Genomic DNA, 19,305 nt, shown 5'->3' on the forward strand with positions numbered 1-19,305 from the left:
GACAAACGTCCGCTTCACTTAACAAAGAGCCATCAAGGTTCCGCCGCGTGCAGAGCCCGCTCCGGGGCGGCAGCAGTCGGCCCGAAGCCGTCGTCCACGATTGACTGCTTTCGAGTAGGCTCTGCCCCGATATGGAGCCCCTGATTGCCGAGGTTATCCGACCTGCCTTCGCCTACCCGGCCTTGAGCAAAGAAAGAGTCGTCAACTCATATTGACGCAAAGGTATAGATGCCTACATTGCGAATAAACGACCGAGACGTGAAGCCCCACAAGGCCACAGTCAGTCCTAATCTGGGTGCGCGCACGGTCCTGACCAACAGTCACTGGGAGTACGTATCCCTTTGGCTCCGTCGTGCCAAAAAGCCCAATGCGTTGTTCTATTGGGAGCAAGCGCACTCGTTCTTTACGGCATCACAGGGAATGCCAGTCGAGTCTGCCCCGCTGTTGCTCTACTACACGTTTATGAACGCCACGAAGGCATTGCTCTCTGCCAAAGGGGTCGTTTTCGATGAGCACCATGGTGTTCGCGCGCACAACATGAGAGGACCGTCCAGCAAGATCGCTCTGTCAAACGAAGGAGTAAGAATCATGCAAAGAGGTATTGCGCCTGCACTGTCGCAGTACCTAGGTGAATTGGAAGCATCGCAGCACCACAGCTTGGAGGAGATCTTTTTTAACTTGCCGTGCATCCATCGAACCTTCTGCCTGAGCTATGCGAACCAGCGCGACCTGTTCGTTCCGTTGACGGACTGTGAGATTAAGTTTGATGCGTCAACTGGCGCTGCCTATTTCTCTGCACTCCTGTCGAAGGACTTCACGGGATCGGCCCACATGCGTCGCCTTCCGCCCTCGCTCATTGCCGATCCAACAGTGAACGATGCAAGAACGATCAGGTCTGTTGCGACGGCGATAGTTACCGGGAAAGATGCCAGCTCGGAAGCGGATAAAACCGCCGTCGCAGGACTGTTGCGCGGACTTCGGCCCGACATCAATTACCTTGCAGGCACCCAGACGCTTTGGTATGTGAAATGTGTCGTCCCTGGCCCGTCTAGACTGAAACGTTCGCCACTCACACTGACGCTACTCGCGATGCACAGGCTCAGCGAAATTTGCCGCTATCGGCCAATCGAACTGGCCTCTTTTCTAAATGGCCAAAAGAACTGGCTGTTGACGGAGTTTGTCCGGATGTCGCCGGCGCAGTTTCTTGACGAACTGGTAGCCGAACTGACTGGTCAACAGTTCATGTTTCCCAATGTGCGCCCCTCAAACTAAAGTGCACCTATCAAAATGAAAATCTATCTGGCATGCGGGCTGACGCACGTACCTCGCTCCGAGTTTCCTGCCTACGTGAACCTTTTGCAGAGCCTGGCGGTGCGCTTGACTGACATGCATGGTATCGAGGTCAAGTACGCCCTTCAAGACAGTGATCCGCAACTTGGGCAGAAACCGTTCGCTGATCGAGCCCGACTCTGCTACGCGTGGGATAAGGAAATGGTCGAGTGGGCGGACTTAGTTGTTGCCGAAGCAAGCTTTCCGTCCACAGGACTCGGCATCGAACTGCAAATTGCTTGTGCTCGCAACACTCCAATCATCGTCGCCTTTAAGCTGGACGAGAGGCACAAGGCCCCGCCCGTCGAGTATCGAACTCCGGATCACGACCTCCATAGCCTTCAACTGGGAGAGGGCTACGTTTCACTTATGGCTCTGGGCTTGCCAACGATCGCTAAAGTGCTGTCGTACAGAAATGAGGCCGATGCTCTTTCAAAGGTCGGCGCAGCTGTCGACGCGCACCGCTCAAGTTCAAGCCTACTGGCGTCAGCCACGGTGGGTTCTCAATGAACATTTCATTGGACGCGGGATAACTTCCGACCCTTCTGGATACGAGAGGCTGTACGTCCGTTTTCAGGCGTCGAAACTTGGTCTGTCGACCGACAGCAACGGGTCGGACTTGGACGATTAGCTCCCCGAAGCGCATAGCGTTCGTCATGTTGTGCCGATCATGCGGTTGACGGGATAGTCATCGCATGAACGACATCAATTCTCGGGGCGGTCTTCCGCCCTTAACCACCGATCAGATCTGCGATCTGGCCGCTGCCCTTCGCGATGTTTTCGGGAGCAACCTCTCTCGGGCGCAGTTTACCGTCAAGTTGCTGATGTTTCTTGAGGACGTACCGGGATATGAATCTGGTGAGGCGTCGTCAGCGCTGATCGAGTCGGCATGGGCCGCGTATGGCGAGGCCGGGGAATGATGCAGCCACTATTTCATATCGGCGAGGTTATTGCGACGCGCGGGGTCTTCGCGCATCTTGAGCAGCACCGCATCGCGGCCTTTTTATATCTGAGACGCCACGCGCGAGGAGACTGGGGAATGGTGCCGCCCGAGGATGCGGCGGCGAACCGGTCCGCGGTCGAGAATGGTGCGCGCGTCCTGCCTAGCTACGATATTGCGGGAAAACGTGTTTGGATCATCACCGAAGCAGATTGCAGCATGACAACACTGCTGTTTCCGGAAGAATATTGAGCATGAAAGGCAAGCATCCCATCGCGCCGGAGATGGGAACGCCGGACATGATCCGTCGTCCGTTGCGCGATTTGATCGCCGGGTTCGCGCAACTTCCTACGATGCCATCCGGCGAACCGGATTATGACGAGGCTGAACCGGACGTGCTTGTCAGCCTTGCTGAGTCAGCAGGACTGGCGATTCAGATCATGCATCAAGGATTGTCCGCAATCGGGTTGCTGTACGCACACACGGCGGACCAGATCGCGGCAGGGCAAATCAAGGCTGTCCATGCTGCGCCGCTTGGCCGTCTTCAGGCCGAACTCGGGGAGCTGCTTCCCTACATCTATCGGTTGTCGTCGGAGTGCCGACGCTTTACAGCCGACTACGTGGGGGATTGACGGCGTCCTCATACAACTACTTGTGCCGGGCAGCCTTCTTCGGCATGGTCTCGAATGCCAGCATGTCGGTCGGCGCAACGCCCAAGGTCTCTGCCAGCACGCAGATATTATAGAGCGCGATATTTCTCTGGCCGCGCTCGATCCCGCCGACGTAGGACCGCGCCAAACCTGATTCGAGGGCGAGCTTTTCCTGCGACCAGCCCTTTGCCTTCCGCAGCTCTACCACTCGTTTTCCGAACAATTCTAGCGGGTCGTAATTCATCGTTGGCGTCCAAAAACAACCAACGAAGGGTATGGAGTTGACCTTTATATAGCCACGCTCTATAGTGACACGCACTATAAGTGACAATCGAAAATGATCGGCGTCGCCTTCTCGCCGGTAGTCGCTAGAAAATGATCGCAATACGCGGGGGGTCAACTCACATGATCAAGGTGGATATCAGTCTTACGGGGGCAGGGCGAATCGCCGCTGCAGCGATTGCAGCAATCGTGCTGAGCGCAGGGTTCTGCCGAGCCGATGAGCTGGGCCCGAACTGCAAGCAATTTCTTCAGTTGAAGATGCAGTGTCTTGGAGCCAAGGCGAACACGATCGAATCGAACGGAAACGCGCAGAGAGCTCGTGAAATTCGACGCAGCATTCCGTTTGAAATGCATCAGGCAATTTACTACCTCGCGAAGGACAAGGAGTTCACGGATTCTTATCGCATGGAGCTTCGGTGCGCGAACGATGCCTGGTATATCCAGAACGCGGATAGTCCGGAAAATAATCGTCCTGAAACAAGCGCGCGGTTATGCGGCGTCATGAGGAGCTGGTCAGAAGATTACAAAATCACGCCGGATAGTGATTCGAAGGTCGAAGCACGCATTCGAGAAATGGAAGCTGAGATTGGCATTTCAAAATAGCGGGACAAGTATCTTGCCGGGGGTTCAATGAATAAAGCGGGAATGGTGCTCTGCAAGCTCGGCCTGGGAATCTTCGTAATGACCGTTTCCTGTGTCGGCTTGGCAAAGACTCCCATCGACCAGACGCTCGATTTTCTGGTCGGGCCGAAGATGGGCGGGTCGCGAATTTTCAAGTGTAGGGAAGCGGTCAATGACAAGGTCACTGACGAGCATGCCTATTACCAGTTTGGCGACGACGGATCGTACTCGCGGTTGAGTTCACATCCAGACCCACGGACTCGATTTTTACAGCCGCTGGATGTGAGAGGAATATTCAGGTTGAAAATTTCGAATGGGCTGTTGATAGTCACCTTCACAGATGAATTTGTGGGTGAGGTGTATCTGAAGGATCAAAGACCTTACGATGCTGTCCTGATCGGAACCGACAACAACGACACGATGGCAATGATGATGGATCGACCCGTACCGGAGAGACCGGACATCCGGGAGCGCTTGCGTCTTGTGTGCGTTGGAGATAAACCAACGGGCCGTGGACCGCAGAGAAGCTATTAGAAATCGATCAGCAGGTCAGTAACGTCAATCGGGGCATCGCCAATGAAACACGTCATGTTTTCTGCCATCGCCGTAGGAGTTTGCGCGATCACTGCCGCCAATGCGGCGACGATCCCTACATCGTTTCAGGGCAACTGGGCATCTAACTGCGCGGTAACAAAAAATTCGCAGGACACCGAGGCCGCCATGTCCATCGTGCGTATCGACACGACCAGCGTTTCTTACGGCGAAGCGCAATGCACGGTGCTGAAGACATCGACTAACAACGCGTCGCAGATTGAAGGGACTTTCGATTGTATCGGAGACGGTGTGGGCGGAAAGGAAGTGCTTAGCCTACAGCAGGAAGGCGGGACGCTGCGGCTGATCGATAGGTCCGGGAACGTGTGGCAAAGCACGGACAAGCTCCATCGCTGCAAATGACGCATTGAACCCGAGCCGTGCGCAGCGCGGGCAGTTCGGACCTATATTACCGACATCTGGAATCAATCAAGGTATGTTCGATATCGTATCGTTTCTGGCAGCGTTGGCGTTTGCTGCTTACGCGAAGAATAAAGGCCGAACCTACATGTGGGGCGTCCTTCCTTTCCTGATCGTGCTGGTCATGCAGATATATTCGGAAATCGGCGGCGGTCCAGCTGAACCGATGAGGACGGTCTACGCCTTCACGATCACCGGTTTCCTGTATTTCATTGCCGGACAGGCGACGATAGCAGCAGATCGGGAAGAAAAGAGCAACGACGTCAGATAACGGCACGGCGAGACGTGGACATCGATTGCTGTCGATCACGCGGTTGACACCTTTCCAAAAACCTAGAAAAACATTAAGGATAACTTTTCAAATGCTAACCGATTGCCCACATTGCTACAAAAAAATGCATGAAGAAGCAGATTACTGCCCCCATTGCAGACAGTATGTCCCCAACGCGGCCGAAATGTCTGGCAGCGGCGTCGATGGGGAGTGGTTCATCAAACTCTCGGTAATTTCGGTAGCGATTTTCTTCGGTTTGGGTATGGCACTAGACTATCTATCGTGGTGGAGTAACTGGGAGTTTGTCCCGTGCATGCTCGTAGCATTGGTACTGGGCGGTTTAATCACGGCGAAGTTTTCTTGATTTACGAACGCGATGGTTGATTCGCAACTAAGAAGTCTTGCTGTGGAATTCGGGCAGTTTTTCAGAGATAAAGAACACCCGAAAATGAGTGAGCGGATCGGCGTGATGTCCATCGATTCGCTGACGCGGCAATGGGAGCCGGTTGGTGAAGAGAACGGCTATCTGATAGCTCGGTCGAAGGACGGAAAAGCAGCGTTGCTGGGCCGGATGGGCAAACGCGAAGATGGCAAGTTCTGCATCGAGATTGCCATCCGGGCGACCATCGAAAACAACCGCCTATCGGCTCCTGAGTTCTGGCACGTTGATCTGACCGAGAAGCATCATCTCTACCGCGTGATGCAACGCCTTGTCTGGACGGGGCAGGCGGAAGGCGATCGATGACGCCGCAACGACCTTGAGGGTTGCTCCCCGAGATTCGTTGCGTCGCGAATCCCGGTTTTATACGCCTTTAATAAGGCATGGAAAGTGAACCATTTCCAAGCGATCGAAACAGCTAAGCTCCCTGAGTTTATGCGGGGTCGAGCAGCAGCGAGTCGATGACTTTTACGGCCTTGCGACTTGCGTCATTCGGGCTCAAGTGAGCGTAGCGCTGCGTCATCTTCGGATCGCTGTGGCCGAGCAGGACCGACACTTCATACAGGCTGACGCCTGCCTTGACCAGCTTGCTCGCGAATGTATGTCGGAACGTGTGCAGCGTAACGCGCCCACCGCGCTCCTTGACCGCAGCCGGATCATTTAGCCCTGCGCGCTCGATTGCCTTCTTGATCGACTTCGTGCTGTACCCGCGTTCGTTACCGGTGCGGTCTTCGAATACGTACCGCTGACCCGACCTGCGTTCCTCCCACCGGCGACGAAGGATTGCTTCGAGTCGGGAGGTCATGTACAGCACGTCCTCGTTTCTTACCTTGCTCCGGTACAGGTTGATTGTGCAGGTTTCGAGGCTGATCGCCGACCACGGAATGTTAGCGACCTCGGAGTAGCGACACCCCGTATCCAGCAGGAAAACCGTGATGTCGTAGTTGTCCTGCACATTCCGCGTCATCTCGGGTGTTCGCGTTTCTAACGGCTTTAAACCGTTTCTAAGCCGCTCCGGCTCGAGTTCGAGCAATAACGCCGACTCTTCGCTGGAATCCAGATATCGAAGCCTATAAGAAGTCTTAAGCACGGGAAACACGATTTCGCGATTCACTTTGAAGCCGAGCTTCGTCATCTCGTTGATGGTTGCGCGCAGCAAGCCAATCTCGTGTTTGATCGTCGCAGGCTTGTCGCCTTCGGCCTTGCGTTTCGCAACGAGGACCTCGAAATCACGCGTTGTCAGTTCATGCAGCAGCGTGTCAGGCGAAAATCCATAGCAGGGCAGCTTCGCCTTCGTTTTCGAATGAAGCTTGTACCCCATCGCTTTCCGGATACCTGACCACATGCCGCTGTAATAGGCGGTGCCCTTGCGGGCCTCCACGTACTGCTCCAGCGCATCCTTTACTGTGATTTCGGGCGAGTCACGGAGGTATCGTTCACTGTGCGCGCGGTTGCGGAATTCACGTTCGACCTGCGCGGCCTTCGTCTTGTTCGGCGTCCCGGTCGAGCCGAAGAATTTCTTGCCCTGAATCTGGAACTGGTAGTACCAGTTTTTGCTGTTGTTTCGACGGATGAGTGTCATGCGGGTTGCTCCTTGCGGAATGTAATTAATGAGCAACACCATCCGGCCGGACGTGGGGTATGACAACAGCTTTCGCCCATGCCAGGACGAAAAAAACGGACCGTGCGCGAATACGGTCCGTTCGGGAAACACTGCTTACAACGGCTTACATTGGAGACACGTCACCTTCGTTACCGCCTGCGTCGAAGTGCTCGTCAGCCATATTGGAGAGCAACTTCTTCTGCCATTGTTTCTTCCGCTGGTAGACCTCCGTCTCATTGAATTCGTAACCGATATAGTCCTTCGTGTGTTCGTTGAATTCAAGATCCACAATCAGACGCAAGCCCTTATAAACGCGGTGAGGTTTCGAGAGGGGTTTATATCCCTTATCGGCCAGAATCATGCCGAACCGCTTGCCCGAATAGGCGAAGTTATGTTGCGCTTTGCTCCACGCATTGAAGAACTTGTAGGCGTCGCCGAAATGGATCTCGCCTTCGGGATCGTCACGTGTGAACTCCGACAACCAGCTCTCGACAACGTCCATTTCCCCACGATACTCTAATACCTCGTTCGTGATGATCGCAGGTTCCTTAAGCTTGTACCCATTCTCCTGCCATTGCTTGCAGCCGGCAAGCGCCCAGTTCAGGATGCCAGGGAGTTCGTCGCGCAGTTTGCGTTCGAGGTCCGGGTCACGTTTTTCGGGTGGAATCGTCACAGTGAACGGAATCAGCTTCATACGGCGCCAGATACCATGATCGTTGCCCTTGATCGTCGGTTTGTAGTTGCCGGCGAGCCAGAGTTTGAAACGCGGCTTGAACTCGAACGCATTTTGGTAGAGCATGCGCGCTGTAATAACCTCGCCGCCGGTATACCACTTCACCGTTTTTTCGCTGAAATGGCGACCCTCTTCGACTTCGCTCATGGCGACGAGACGTTTTCCGGCGAGCCGAGCGACTTCACTACTTGCCGCGTTCTGGGACATGGCTTGCCCGCCATTCTTATCGAGCAACATGTCGCCGTTCGCTTGCGCTCCGAGATCCCCGACGAGCGCCCGTACCATATTGAGAAAGGTCGATTTTCCGTTCGCGCCACTGCCGAATAAGAAGAACAACGCGTGTTCGATCGTCTGTGTGGTCAGCGTGTAGCCAATAGCGCGGCGCAGATATTCCACGAGGTCGGTGTTTCCGTCCATGATTTGCAAAAGGAATTTTTCCCACCGCGGGCAGGTCGCATCTGGATCGTAATCCACTCCCGCCGTTTGCGTAATGTGAAGAGCTGGGTCTATCGGCATGAACTTGCTCGTCTGCAAGTCGATCAGCCCATTGCGCACCGGGAGCATCCATTCACCCTGATCGAGATCGCTAGCAGAAATCGCGATGCCGGGTTCCGACCGGAAAAGGTCCACTGCATATTTCAGGCCGGTGTTGCTCTCGGTATATTTTGCGTGCTCGAACATCTCCATGCGATTGCCCGGCGACAGCCGAGACATTTCTTCGTAAATCAGCGGAAGAAGTTCACGGGCGAGCCCAAGGACATGCAGCTCATCAATGCGCTGCCATACTCCCGAATCCTGTTTCTTCAGCCACTGTTTGGTCTCGTAAACGTAGCGGAGGATGGCGCGATACAGCTCCGACAAACGCATGGCGTTTCCGAGGTCAGTGGTATGTAAGGCGTTGGCGGCATTCTCCCTGTGCGACTTGATGACATTCATCGCAATCTGAGCAACTTCGGATTCAGAAAGGGGCGGGTTGCAGCAGGCGGTGTTGTATTCAAACAGTTCTTCTCCCAGCCGTTCGTAGTCCAATCCGCTATTGAGCAGGGAAAATGCGTGAAGCATGACGGACTGGTTGCGGCTCCCAGCGGGGGCAATTGGGGTTGTGCGAGATTTCCGCTTACGGCGCATGGCACTTTGCTCGGCAAGTTCTTCCAGCAGCCATACCGGAGCAGGTGCGATGGGGGTAGCCGGATCGACCCATTCATAGGCGCCACCATTAATGGTCGATGGGGGGGCAACGCAATAGCCACCGTCCGCCCTGATGTCGATTCCCTCGCGGAAATTGACCTTGCACGGAATTTTCATACCTTCTGGGTATGTCAGCACGAAATGAGCGCCTCCCGATTGCGTGATGGCTGTCAGAGTCTCAGGCAGGCGACCGTATTTTTTTTCAAGTGCGACGATCGATTTCGCGCGGGACTTCTGGTTCTTCACGTCCATATCCAGCACGATCACGCGACCGGATGGAGCGCCAGTAGCATAGGCAATGTTCGCATCGGGGTATTGCTCAGCCCATGCCCGATGCTGTTCGGGGTCAAGGCTCGCGTCCTTGAATCCGTTCGGCGTGAGAGGCCGCTTTTCGTTCGGGACAATCGGAAAGCAGGCAAAGCCCTTCTTGGCAAGGGCGGAATATGTCTGAATTGGATCTTTATTCATTATGGAGTGCGATATAAATTATCGGACGGCTACACTGTGTAGCCGTCCGGTTATAGATTGAATAGGGGTTAGTCGGCGCAGTCGTCGTCCGCCTCTCCGGCGACGTTGACGGACAACAGGATGACCTTATCTTGACGGTAGTGGGGGATGCAGGAGATTTTCGTCATGGCCCAGTCGGGGATGATCGAAGGCCGCGCATAAACCGACTTGCATTCGTCGCATACGATTCCCGTCGCCCACTCGCCGCCAATAGTCCGTGCCGGAGGGTGTTGCGTCAGATGCGTCGGGCAAAGAACGGGGTCACCGACCCCATGACTGGAGAGGGTGAACGGTCCGTCCTTGAGATCGGCGGCCCAAATCGGGTAGAAGTCTTCGATGCATTCGAGCTTGTACCCTACTGGCATGATGGCCGTGACGTCTTCGGTACAGACGAACGTATCCGGGTAGATCAGGCTCTTTGCCGGATGGCCTTCGGCAAGAGGCTCGTTCGTAGGGAGTTTCCTTGCCGTATAGACGGCCTTGCAGTCGTCACAAACGACGCCGCAGGCCTCACCGTACATTCCAATCGTGCGAGCCGAATGGTTTGCGGCCGGGTGCATCGGGCAGCGGACGCGATCTCCGATGGCAAGGCAATAAACCGGAAACGGACCGTCACCCGCACAGGAGCCGTCAACTGGCCAGATAGGATGCTCGGGCGACAGGCCGTCGATCCGATAATCAGAGGGGAAGGAACTGACCTCGGCGTGGCAGAGGATTTCGTTAAGGTCAGGGGTAGTGCTATGAGTTGCCATGCTTGGCCTCGCTATCAATTAGCGGCCAATGGCGATCTGCGGAGATAGTGTGAATGCAGTAGACGCCATCGACCAAAACCATTCGTGTTGAATGGAGCTTTGATCGAAGATGCGCCTCACTGCACCACCCAGATGACTGGGCTGGGACCGCTCACAACGCGCGTCCCTCGGGCTGGTCACACAACCGCCAATGCCCGGTGCTGGCGAGACCCCAGCGATTTTTTGCAGTCGATGGGTCTAAGTGCCAAGAACTCTTGATGTGCTGAACTGTACAGAAGCAGCAGGGCGGAGACAAGGGGGTGTGGTATACATTGCGCGTCCGCAACCTGACCGATCGCGGCTGAAAGATTTTTCGAATACGCGGGCAGGAAGGGGTGTTACAAATATCGAGGCAGGGTTTATCGTCCGACCACCATTGTGAGACGCATGGCGGGGCTATATGTTTGCCTGCGGCGCAGGTTTTCTCCCCTGACTGCACGGCATCCGTGCCCCCGTCCCCCACTCCATGCGCGAACGCAACACATCTTAAACAATTCAACGATTTCATCAATTTTCAGAAAGTTCTCTCTATCCCTTCCTCTATATAAAAACTTTCTAAAAACAAGAGAAATGGTTTAATCGTTTAAAAAGGCGTTCCCTTCTAACAGATGGGAAGAAATTTTCATCCCCACATGCTGGGGGCGGTCGGCGACGGCCAGAACGCGGGCTTGGCGAGGGATGGCCCCTACGGCAGAATCTTAAAAAGCTGAGATCGGGCTCGAAAATCCCCGTGTGATCAATCGGATAGAGCGCCGGTGCGTAAGGGTGACGTGAAAACTGTCACTGTTGCTTGTCGGGGTTTCCGGTGGTCGCTGCGGTGTCGGTCGTTGGCTGCTCGCTTGCTGTTGTCTTGGGGGCGATTTGTTGGACCCCGGACGCTCTTTGAATCAACCGGAGGGCGATCTGGTCGATCAGAAGCAAGAGGTACATGCGTCCGCTGACATTTCGTGTCGTTTGCTCGGACGTCCAGTTCGACCCATTGCAGCCGCTAGAGTTTCATTGAGCAGTGACTGAATTGCAGCGGAATGCAGCCGGTCTTCTCCGCGCTGTCGGTCGGCCGATATTCGCCATTTAGAGCCTTTGGCAAACGGCGGCTCTATGCCTACTCGGCGGCAGCCTTCAAACGAGGAAGAACCGCACGCATTGAAGACGGCCTGAGTGTAAGCTACGATCTTTTCAAATTGGATACTAGGCGCACCGAGCTCCACCGCATCAGCGATTGGGGCTTCAAGACTGAAACGGCGCCAAGCGAAGGAAAAGACATGCCGCTCAAATTTGTTTCTGCCATCACCCGCAACGACGACGAGGTCATGTTTGGGCCGATGACCGTGCTCGTTGGCCCGAATAACAGCGGAAAGTCGCAAACCCTGCGAGACTTGCGGGACTTCGCTTTGGGAGGTCCAGAGAGCTCCCTAACATTATTTAAGAGTATCGACGTGACGATGCCCTCCAAGGAGGATTTTGAGAAATTTTTCCAGGTCCTACCTTCCAAGGGTTCGCCCACGAACGAGAACGTCTTGGGCATAGGCGATAGCCTCGTCAAAGTTCAAAATATCAGCAGTGGTGTCGGCTGGTCGAAAACGGTGATCGAAAGTCCTGACCTGCAACTACAGCGTCAGTCGCTGGGAACATTCCTGATCAGCCATCTCCATGCGGGCACACGGTTTGAGTTGACCGCTCCACAAGAGGCCTACGATCTTGAGACAGAGGGGCCCACACACGCGTTGCAAGAGTTCTTCCGTCGCCGCCGTGAGGTACAGCCGAAACTTAGGCAAGCGTTCGCGGAAGCCTTTGGGCGCGATATTGCGCTAGACTGGACGGCGATGAAGCGCTGGTACTTTAAGGTTGGAAGCGGATTCGGTGACCTCTCCGAATCGCTGGATGAACTGAAGCAACAGCTTCGTTTTGGGCAACTGCTCAAAGAGCAAGGCGACGGCTACCAGTCGTTTACCGGAATTCTCATAGCTGCGATCGTCTTTCCAGATCGCCCCCTCTTGCTGGACGAGCCCGAAGCATTCTTACATCCCAAGCAGGCGCGTGTGCTTGGCCGACTGTTGGGGCAACTGAGCGTTGATCGCCCTGCCCAGATTATTGTTTCGACCCACAGCTCAGCATTCATGTGGGGCGTTGTGAGCGGGAACGATAATGCCAACGTCCTGCGTCTCAATCGCGTAGGTGATACGACACACTACACTCAGGTTCCGGCCTCAACGGTGACAGCCCTCACACGCACTCCGCTACTCTCAAGCCAGCCAATCCTCGACTCGCTCTTCCATCAAGGCGTGGTCGTCTGCGAAGGCGATCCCGACCGAGCGGTCTATCAGTTCGTTGCGCACCGGCCGCTCGGCGGCAAGGGGGGGGAAGACCTGCTTTTCATTCACACGAATGGAAAGGGCGCTGCGGATACGCCCGTCGAACTGCTGAAAGGCGCTGGCGCTCCGGTCGCCGTCATCGTAGATATTGACATCCTCAATGCAAGTAGCCCCTTGGACAAGATCGTTAAGGCGTTGACCGGCTCCGAGATTTCGGGGGCGCTCGAAGAGCGACGTGCCGAGATCGGGGGGTGGGTGCTCCAGATGCAGGAAGATCAGTTCCTGCAGAAGCTGCTCGACGGCGTGAACGCATGGATCAGTTCTGATCACACTGACGCTCGCTCCTCCCGGAAGCGGCTCGAGAGCACGCTGAAGTCGACGACATCCAAGTGGGAAGTCGTGAAGCGGAAGGGCATCTCTCATTTCACTGGCGACCAGCTTGCCGCCGTCGTGAGCCTCATCGAAGACCTGGCCAAGATCGGTGTGTTTGTCGTCCCCTGTGGGGAGCTCGAGCAGTGGATCGACACGGGCGCGAGCAAAGGCAAAGATTGGAACCGCAAGGCGCTTGAAAAGCTTCAGACGGAAGGCTGCCCGACGGACCTCGAAGCCTTCGTGCAGGGAGTCATCGAATTCTTGTTGCCTCCCGCTGTTGCAGCTGCCAGCACCTCTTGATGCTCTCTTCAAGATCTCCCGAATGTGGGTGGATCGGAGGACCGCCAGTCATCATCCGCCGAATCCGACGGATGCGGTGTGTATCCAGCGGCGAATTACGTTAAGCCGATGCGCTCTATGTGAGCGGCTCCAATCCAGCCCATAGCCGCCGCTCAAGATTTACTTTTCATCGACGGCTCTTGGCTGACTACCGACAGATGCGAAGGACCGTAGCGGAGCCACCTCGGTCGTTGGAGACAGCGAGGCTGCATGATGCTTGGGGCGAGCGTTCGTGATGACTTGCGCGACAAACCCATGTTTCCAGCTTAGGTGCTTCCTCAAGCTCATTGGTCTCGACACTGCGAAGACTGGCAAATACGAAGGGAAGAATAAAATCTACAAGTGACCTCACTCCTCGTTAGCAACAGCGGGAGTTGACCCGGAATTCGAGGAGGCAAAAGCCTCAACCGATCGAACCGAATCCGTTCGACCACGAGGAGGGCATCATCCCGCTCGACCCCGTCGATGACGGATCGTAGTGCTTAATAAGTCGCCGCATGTTCAATGATTGTAGATAAGTGGTTTTTTCAGTGTTGATAAAGCGGCGACTTATCTGCTCGAAAGATAGGGCCAACCATGAGTTGGTCGTAGGCAGAATATTAATATGCTGGTGATCTCGCTCAGAAACTCTAGGCGGTTCTGAGGCGTGGGAGAACGGTGGCGTGAAAAGTGTCGCTGTCGTGGGCCAGAGTCCGCCCTGCCGGCTATTACTGAGCTTGATTCGTCATGTCGTGACGTACCCGTCTTAGCTTGTGAGGCTGCACTTCGGCGCGAGAGTCTGCTTGTTTGGTCGTAGGACTCGGTTGACCTGACGATGAGACATCTGGCGGACCTCCTCTGAGCGCTGCTGTCCATCCGGAGGCGAAAGTCTGAATTTGGGCGGGGGTGGTTTGCGTTAGCTGTGCCAATCCGAGTATTCCGATGAATACGCCGAGCACTGTTAGACGTTTTTGCACCTTTGCTTCAAAAGCAGACTCAGTTGCCGTTCTCTCTATCCGGATAATTTCTGCGATTCGCCCAAGCTGATCAACGAGTTCGTGACGAAGCGAAGCGAGAAGCAAGCGGTCGTGGATAGCTTTATATAGTGGGCCGACTTCCGTTGTGAAGACTCGGGCGGGTGCATCAAAGTAGTAGCTCGCGATGAAGCGCGAGATTTCCGAATGCATTGCTTCAGTGCGCTTGACCTTCGAGTCGTCACGGCAGCATTCGGCGAGGTCGTGGATTGCCTGCTCTAGGACTCGGTGGTAGGCGAGCCCAAGCATATATGCTGTTAAGGCTCGTCCAGCGCGCTCGCCGCCGGGTTCTGTAGAAAGTATCGCCATGCCTTTTGCATCGACGGTCGCTCTTACGCGTGCGACGGGCAGGTAGTCACTTTCAGTCAACGTGGCTGAGCTTCGGAAGAACGTCGAAATTTCACTGATCGTCGTTACGGTCGAATTGTTTGACCAAACGAAACGGCCGATCTCTTCAGGAACTGCACCTCGTTCCACAAGCTGAGTTGCTCGACCCCACGCTTGTCCGACGGCACCGGTGGTTAGACTGTCAGTCGGACAGAAACAGAATACGACTGAACGGTCTGATCCGGAGAAGAAGCGAAATAAGAGCGGATCATTTGCGGTTTGGCGGCCGCTGGTCATGGTTGAACTGTGGACGGGCTGAAGAAGGTACTTCCCCTCTAGAGGCGCTGTCAGTTGCAGCGATTTCAGGGGTTGATCGATACGGTAGATAATTCCTTGCACTTCAATCTCCGGCTGGGATGCCGTGGAGGCAAACCCGGTTGGCTTTATTTGTCCGCGTGTTTACGGCAGCCGTTTAAAAAACTGAAGTGGAAGAAGGCTTGATCTATTGTCGGCATGTCATCTGCCCGACTTACGAGCCAGCAACGAGTCGGTCCCACGGCATACTCTCATTAAGCTGATGATCTGGCTCGAAATTCCCCGTTGGATCAAGGGGATAGAGAACCGGTGTATGGGGGTGACGTGAAAACTGTCACTGTTGCTCGTCGGATTCGAGGCGGTCGCCGTCGTGTTGGTCGTGGTCGCTTGCTTGCTGTTGCCTTGAAGGTTGATCTGCTGGACCCTGGACGCACTTTCAACGAATGGAGTGCGATGATGGTCGATCAGAAGCAAGCTGTGGCGAGCAAGGACGAGAAAGCTGGCAAGTCGGTTGCTGGTGACGCGAAGGCAGGTGCTGTTTCTCCGGCCACGAGGGTGACGACGGACGATACCTCAGCGAAGGCTGAACCAGCTACGCCGACGAAGATGGAGCTGGCGACGGAAATCTACAAGCGGATGCGGACGGTGAAAGATGTCACACGGAAGGACATCATCGAGAAGTTCATCGCCGAAGTGAAGTTGACGAAGGCTGGTGCGAGCACGTACTACCAGATGATCAAGGACAAGCACGAGCCGCAGGGCAAGAAGTGAGGCGCGTACAGGTTAGGTGTTGCAGCGGAAGGCTCCTTGCGGGCCTTTTTGTTCATCTGGATTGTGGATTGCGCACGCGTTTGTTGGATGTTTTGAGCCTTTGTGACCAAGTGATCACATCCTCAAAGGCGAACGACCGGGTGCGGCCCGCCAAAAATTCCGACGAATAGCGTTCGTACGTCCTGATGCTGTGCTCTATGCTAGTAATCCGCTTGGCTATGCGCCTTACTTCTGCGATTTCCCCTCTCCGGTAGGGGCCGCGGGTCCACTTCACTCGCGTAAGCAGTTCGTTTGTGCGCGCGTCGCGGCCTGCCGGACTGCATTCAGCCTCGTACCATTGTAGGAAGCTTTCGACAAGTTGGTTCTCAGCTTGGAAAAAGAGGAACGATGGCGTCGCCGAGTTTCCCACTCGCGCGTCCGCTAGATGGTTCAATGCTGCTGCCAAATCGCCGGTCTCGAAGAACATTTGGTAAAACTGCGGCATTTGTTTATCCAGATATCCTTCGGTCGGTTTTTCGACGCTGCCTACAAGGAAGTTGCATGGCGCGGGCAGTCGGATTTTGATGTCCTGAACTAGCCGAAATCCGTAGCATGTCGCCATCACTACGCCTAGGTTGCCACGACAGGCAACGTTGATACGTCGTAGCAGATTGCGCAGCAGCTCCCAACTTACCAATTCACGATCCGGCCCAACTTCCAGCCCATGCGTCTTGTCGCCGTGAGCGTTAAAGTGCAGGATGGGATTCAACTCTGTTTGACGCGCACACGTCGCGATCCCTTCAAGTGCGCTGCGAACGTCGCCTGCGTTTCGAACCCTTAAATGCACGAGAAGCCGATCTTTCCCAATTCCGTGAGTCCGCAGATCCTTCAGCCGGCGGCCGATATTTCTGTCGGGTGCCCATTCACTCTCTGGAAGGCACTCGATCACAAACACGGCGTTATTCTTGAGCTGCCAGGTGGGTGGGAACCCTTTCCAGAAAGGGGCATGCTCGAACGGGCCGATATCGGGAATATCGTGCAAAATTGATTTGTTCATGGGTATCTCGGCTGGAGCCTCGGCTCCGGGAAGTTAAGGCTTGGTGGCCTGGCGTCCTTTCTTTAGATAACGGCCGATGCTCCAGTCGTAGAGAGCTGCGGAGACAAACACCCCGAGTCCGTAGTATGTGCTCGTCTTGCCATTCCAACCCACGTACCAGGAAACCCCCCCTGCAATACAAATCAAAAAACCAGCAAATCCCCACGTCATCAGATCGCAGATACTGATCTTGACCCGCCCTAGAGTTCTGCCGTTTCGGAACCAAAGCCAAAGGTTTTTTAGAATCGTTCCCGCTGCCATTGGGTAGGCCGTCAAAAAGAATCCTGCGCAGAACCGATCCATATCTGTCGTTGCATTGGGGCGGTGAGCCAAATAACCTGCGGTCGCCCATAGCGCGACGGCGACAACGACGAGTCCGACGGATCCGCCTGCCTTATCGGCTGTGTCAACTGCTGTAACGATTCGATCTCGCATACATGTCTATCTTGAATTAAATCCGTGTATACGGTCTATCGACGAAAAACTTAAATTTTGGCAATGCGGGAGGGAGGCAGAGGGATGCGGGCGAGGGCGGGGTGATCGCTATTACTGTTGCGCATCGGATTTCGTGATGGTCAAAGAAGTGACTAGGAAAGACATCATCGAGAAGTCCATCACCGACGTGAAGCTGACGAAGGCCGGTGCGAGCACGTACTATCAGATGATCAAGGACAAGCACGAGCCGCAGGGCAAGAAGTGATTTACTGGATAATTGAACGATGTTGCGAGAGGCTCCGTGAGGAGCCTCTTTCTTTTGGGATGGCGCGACGCCCTGATTAGGCGGTCTGTTCGGCTTGGTCGCGCGGTGGAAATAACGACGGATCTAGCCGGCATCCCTCAAGCTCATTGAGGGCTGGATGTTTACTCGAACCGGTAACGTGTGCGATGTATTCGAATAAGGGTATGGGGCCGACAAATCGTTTCGCCTGAGGGAGGACGATATAAATTTGGCCGCCGTGCAGCGTGGACATTTCTCGCCAAAGACTTGGGTCGTCCGATAGAGCTATATGCGCGCTTCGCCCAGTCGGGGTGAAGACAGAGAGCCCAAATTTGTCTTTGTTTGGTAAGAGAATGATGCTGTATGCACCGCGCCAAGAGAGTAGCTTTTTTGCGTGGTCATCACCTTTTTGCCAGTAGGCGGTTCCATAAAGGGGGATTTCTGACGCTCGGTCGGAGTCTTGTTCCCACATGGCATCTTTAAGATGTGCGGCATACGGCGTAGCAAGGAATGCGTCTCCGAAAAGGTTATGGCCTATCGCGCGAGCGATCTTTGCCATGAACCGGGCCTCAGCATTCACATTGATGCTCATATTCATGGTGCGTGGACCATTGCCGAGGGACCGAATTTTTTCGATATCGGGGAGGGCCGTTTCGTCTTGAGTATGAACGAACGGATCATCCGGTTTGTCGTCGGATATATCGAAATTCAGTGCATATCTCCGCGCACGCCGAAAATGTGCCTTGATCGATCGTAATGCGAGGCTGATCCACCACGGATGGGACGCAGTGAGCGCGACATACACGCGCCCCGTGTCCTTTCGTCTCGCGATTGGATCTCCGCCTAGGTATGTAACGAATCGCTCGTCGTCTCGCTTGTGGAAGTGATAGACGTGCTCCCCGGCCGGCCCGAGCCAAGATTCACACAATTCTTCCGTTGTCGAAATTGCTTGTACCTGGCCCATGTAGATTAGCGGTAGTGTGCTGTCGTCAGCATCTAAGGTCAGGTACTCGCGAGATGCCAGTGCATCATCGTTGTTTCGGAACCAACTCTTAATGAACGGGCCATCGATGAAAAGGCCGCACAGGTTGTTGCACCTCTGGCATACCCGACGGGTCTTGAATACCTCGTCGCAAAGCGATCCCCCAAGACTCTCCGGGAAAATATGTTCCAGAGAGAACTCGGCGATAGGCTTGTCTTTCTCACAATAGATGCAATTCCTGGTCGGCACATCTGTCGGCGTGACTTGTTCTGCTGATGTAGGCATCTGCTTGGCAGGAAGAGGGGCGGTTGTTTGGAAAACCAGATGGTTGCATTGCACCGGTATGCGAAAAAACCCGGGCCCGCGAAGAGGCCCGGATTGTTGCTGCTGGATCAGTCGAAGTTGAAGCTCAACTGACCGGGTGCAGACCGCCAGTGCGAGCACACACTTTCCAGATTGCCGAAGCGAACCCGAGTGTAGTTACGCACGAAGACAGTCTTAGCCCGCGTAAAGGCGCGTGTGGGCATAATCCCTCCGTGTAAGGAGGTTGAAAGCGATTCTTGCCCTCAGCTCCCTTGTAGCGTAGACTGCAAGGGTTATCTGCCGATAACTGTGGGTGACAGAAGCACGCTCTAACGCGCTGTCTTTTGCCCGCGGATGCCTCCAACGTTTCAGTCTCCTGGCAGAGATCGGGATGTTGGGGGCGTTGTTTTTTC

The 19,305-nt window shown here is 54.9% G+C and carries 21 protein-coding genes; 13 read left to right on the top strand and 8 right to left on the bottom strand.

Going from position 1 to position 19,305, the window contains the following annotated elements:
- Positions 1 to 258 precede the first annotated feature (258 nt).
- The 5 genes from HWX91_RS16920 to HWX91_RS16940 all read left to right on the top strand — a co-directional run bounded on the left by HWX91_RS16920 (position 259) and on the right by HWX91_RS16940 (position 2,901).
- A complete protein-coding gene (locus HWX91_RS16920) occupies positions 259 to 1,272 on the top strand; it encodes a YaaC family protein (RefSeq protein WP_208459040.1) in 1,014 nt (337 codons plus the stop codon).
- A gap of 15 nt (positions 1,273 to 1,287) precedes the next feature.
- On the top strand, positions 1,288 to 1,839 hold the full coding sequence (locus HWX91_RS16925; RefSeq protein WP_028197838.1) for a TIR domain-containing protein: 552 nt from the start codon (positions 1,288 to 1,290) through the stop codon (positions 1,837 to 1,839).
- A gap of 185 nt (positions 1,840 to 2,024) precedes the next feature.
- On the top strand, positions 2,025 to 2,249 hold the full coding sequence (locus tag HWX91_RS16930; RefSeq protein ID WP_028197837.1) for a hypothetical protein: 225 nt from the start codon (positions 2,025 to 2,027) through the stop codon (positions 2,247 to 2,249).
- Positions 2,246 to 2,521, top strand: a complete 276-nt coding sequence (locus tag HWX91_RS16935; RefSeq protein WP_028197836.1) for a hypothetical protein — start codon at positions 2,246 to 2,248, stop codon at positions 2,519 to 2,521. The genes HWX91_RS16930 and HWX91_RS16935 overlap by 4 nt, the downstream gene beginning before the upstream one ends.
- Positions 2,522 to 2,523: 2 nt before the next feature.
- Positions 2,524 to 2,901 (top strand): hypothetical protein, encoded by a 378-nt coding sequence (locus HWX91_RS16940; protein ID WP_028197835.1) that lies wholly within the window; start codon positions 2,524 to 2,526, stop codon positions 2,899 to 2,901.
- Positions 2,902 to 2,917: 16 nt separating this feature from the next.
- Here HWX91_RS16940 and HWX91_RS16945 read toward each other — a convergent pair whose 3' ends face one another.
- Positions 2,918 to 3,163, bottom strand: a complete 246-nt coding sequence (locus HWX91_RS16945) for a helix-turn-helix domain-containing protein (protein ID WP_028197834.1) — start codon at positions 3,161 to 3,163, stop codon at positions 2,918 to 2,920.
- Positions 3,164 to 3,324: 161 nt separating this feature from the next.
- Here HWX91_RS16945 and HWX91_RS16950 point away from each other — a divergent pair, with 161 nt between their 5' ends.
- The 5 genes from HWX91_RS16950 to HWX91_RS16970 all read left to right on the top strand — a co-directional run bounded on the left by HWX91_RS16950 (position 3,325) and on the right by HWX91_RS16970 (position 5,849).
- Positions 3,325 to 3,804, top strand: coding sequence for a hypothetical protein (locus HWX91_RS16950; protein ID WP_028197833.1), 480 nt, complete (start codon positions 3,325 to 3,327; stop codon positions 3,802 to 3,804).
- A 27-nt stretch (positions 3,805 to 3,831) separates the two neighbouring features.
- Positions 3,832 to 4,356: a hypothetical protein gene (locus tag HWX91_RS16955; protein WP_127837943.1), complete on the top strand. Its 525-nt coding sequence runs from the start codon at positions 3,832 to 3,834 to the stop codon at positions 4,354 to 4,356.
- Between the two features lie 54 nt (positions 4,357 to 4,410).
- A complete protein-coding gene (locus HWX91_RS16960) occupies positions 4,411 to 4,776 on the top strand; it encodes a hypothetical protein (RefSeq protein WP_028197831.1) in 366 nt (121 codons plus the stop codon).
- Positions 4,777 to 4,849: 73 nt separating this feature from the next.
- On the top strand, positions 4,850 to 5,104 hold the full coding sequence (locus tag HWX91_RS16965; protein ID WP_028197830.1) for a hypothetical protein: 255 nt from the start codon (positions 4,850 to 4,852) through the stop codon (positions 5,102 to 5,104).
- Positions 5,105 to 5,480: 376 nt separating this feature from the next.
- The gene (locus HWX91_RS16970) at positions 5,481 to 5,849 is read left to right on the top strand and encodes a hypothetical protein (protein WP_221306802.1); all 369 of its coding nucleotides are present in this window, start codon (positions 5,481 to 5,483) and stop codon (positions 5,847 to 5,849) included.
- Between the two features lie 127 nt (positions 5,850 to 5,976).
- On the opposite strand, the gene HWX91_RS16975 is transcribed toward HWX91_RS16970, so the two are convergent.
- The 3 genes from HWX91_RS16975 to HWX91_RS16985 form a co-directional block, all read right to left on the bottom strand.
- On the bottom strand, positions 5,977 to 7,125 hold the full coding sequence (locus tag HWX91_RS16975; RefSeq protein ID WP_028197827.1) for a site-specific integrase: 1,149 nt from the start codon (positions 7,123 to 7,125) through the stop codon (positions 5,977 to 5,979).
- 145 nt (positions 7,126 to 7,270) lie between these two features.
- Positions 7,271 to 9,535 carry a phage/plasmid primase, P4 family gene (locus HWX91_RS16980; RefSeq protein ID WP_028197826.1) on the bottom strand — a complete coding sequence of 755 codons (2,265 nt, stop codon included), beginning with the start codon at positions 9,533 to 9,535 and terminating at the stop codon, positions 7,271 to 7,273.
- A gap of 68 nt (positions 9,536 to 9,603) precedes the next feature.
- Entirely contained in the window at positions 9,604 to 10,326 is a 723-nt protein-coding gene (locus tag HWX91_RS16985; protein ID WP_127837942.1) for a hypothetical protein, read from the bottom strand.
- Between the two features lie 1,064 nt (positions 10,327 to 11,390).
- On the opposite strand from HWX91_RS16985, the gene HWX91_RS16990 reads away from it, so the two are divergent.
- Entirely contained in the window at positions 11,391 to 13,349 is a 1,959-nt protein-coding gene (locus tag HWX91_RS16990) for an ATP-dependent nuclease (RefSeq protein WP_028197824.1), read from the top strand.
- A gap of 746 nt (positions 13,350 to 14,095) precedes the next feature.
- Here HWX91_RS16990 and HWX91_RS16995 read toward each other — a convergent pair.
- Complete coding sequence (locus HWX91_RS16995; protein ID WP_127837941.1) at positions 14,096 to 15,127, bottom strand: hypothetical protein; 1,032 nt, start codon at positions 15,125 to 15,127, stop codon at positions 14,096 to 14,098.
- A gap of 372 nt (positions 15,128 to 15,499) precedes the next feature.
- Between HWX91_RS16995 and HWX91_RS17000 the strand changes: the two genes are divergently transcribed.
- On the top strand, positions 15,500 to 15,814 hold the full coding sequence (locus HWX91_RS17000) for a hypothetical protein (protein ID WP_028197822.1): 315 nt from the start codon (positions 15,500 to 15,502) through the stop codon (positions 15,812 to 15,814).
- Positions 15,815 to 15,866: 52 nt separating this feature from the next.
- On the opposite strand, the gene HWX91_RS17005 is transcribed toward HWX91_RS17000, so the two are convergent.
- Entirely contained in the window at positions 15,867 to 16,850 is a 984-nt protein-coding gene (locus HWX91_RS17005; RefSeq protein WP_028197821.1) for a hypothetical protein, read from the bottom strand.
- A 33-nt stretch (positions 16,851 to 16,883) separates the two neighbouring features.
- Positions 16,884 to 17,324 carry a hypothetical protein gene (locus HWX91_RS17010; protein WP_127837940.1) on the bottom strand — a complete coding sequence of 147 codons (441 nt, stop codon included), beginning with the start codon at positions 17,322 to 17,324 and terminating at the stop codon, positions 16,884 to 16,886.
- Between the two features lie 136 nt (positions 17,325 to 17,460).
- On the opposite strand from HWX91_RS17010, the gene HWX91_RS41075 reads away from it, so the two are divergent.
- Positions 17,461 to 17,589, top strand: a complete 129-nt coding sequence (locus HWX91_RS41075) for a hypothetical protein (protein WP_255246803.1) — start codon at positions 17,461 to 17,463, stop codon at positions 17,587 to 17,589.
- Positions 17,590 to 17,665: 76 nt separating this feature from the next.
- On the opposite strand, the gene HWX91_RS17015 is transcribed toward HWX91_RS41075, so the two are convergent.
- Positions 17,666 to 19,033 carry an HNH endonuclease gene (locus tag HWX91_RS17015; protein ID WP_052660770.1) on the bottom strand — a complete coding sequence of 456 codons (1,368 nt, stop codon included), beginning with the start codon at positions 19,031 to 19,033 and terminating at the stop codon, positions 17,666 to 17,668.
- Between the last annotated feature and the right edge of the window lie 272 nt (positions 19,034 to 19,305).

Origin of the sequence: Paraburkholderia fungorum, assembly GCF_902833645.1 — a bacterium.
GTDB classification, from domain to species: Bacteria; Pseudomonadota; Gammaproteobacteria; order Burkholderiales; family Burkholderiaceae; genus Paraburkholderia; species Paraburkholderia fungorum.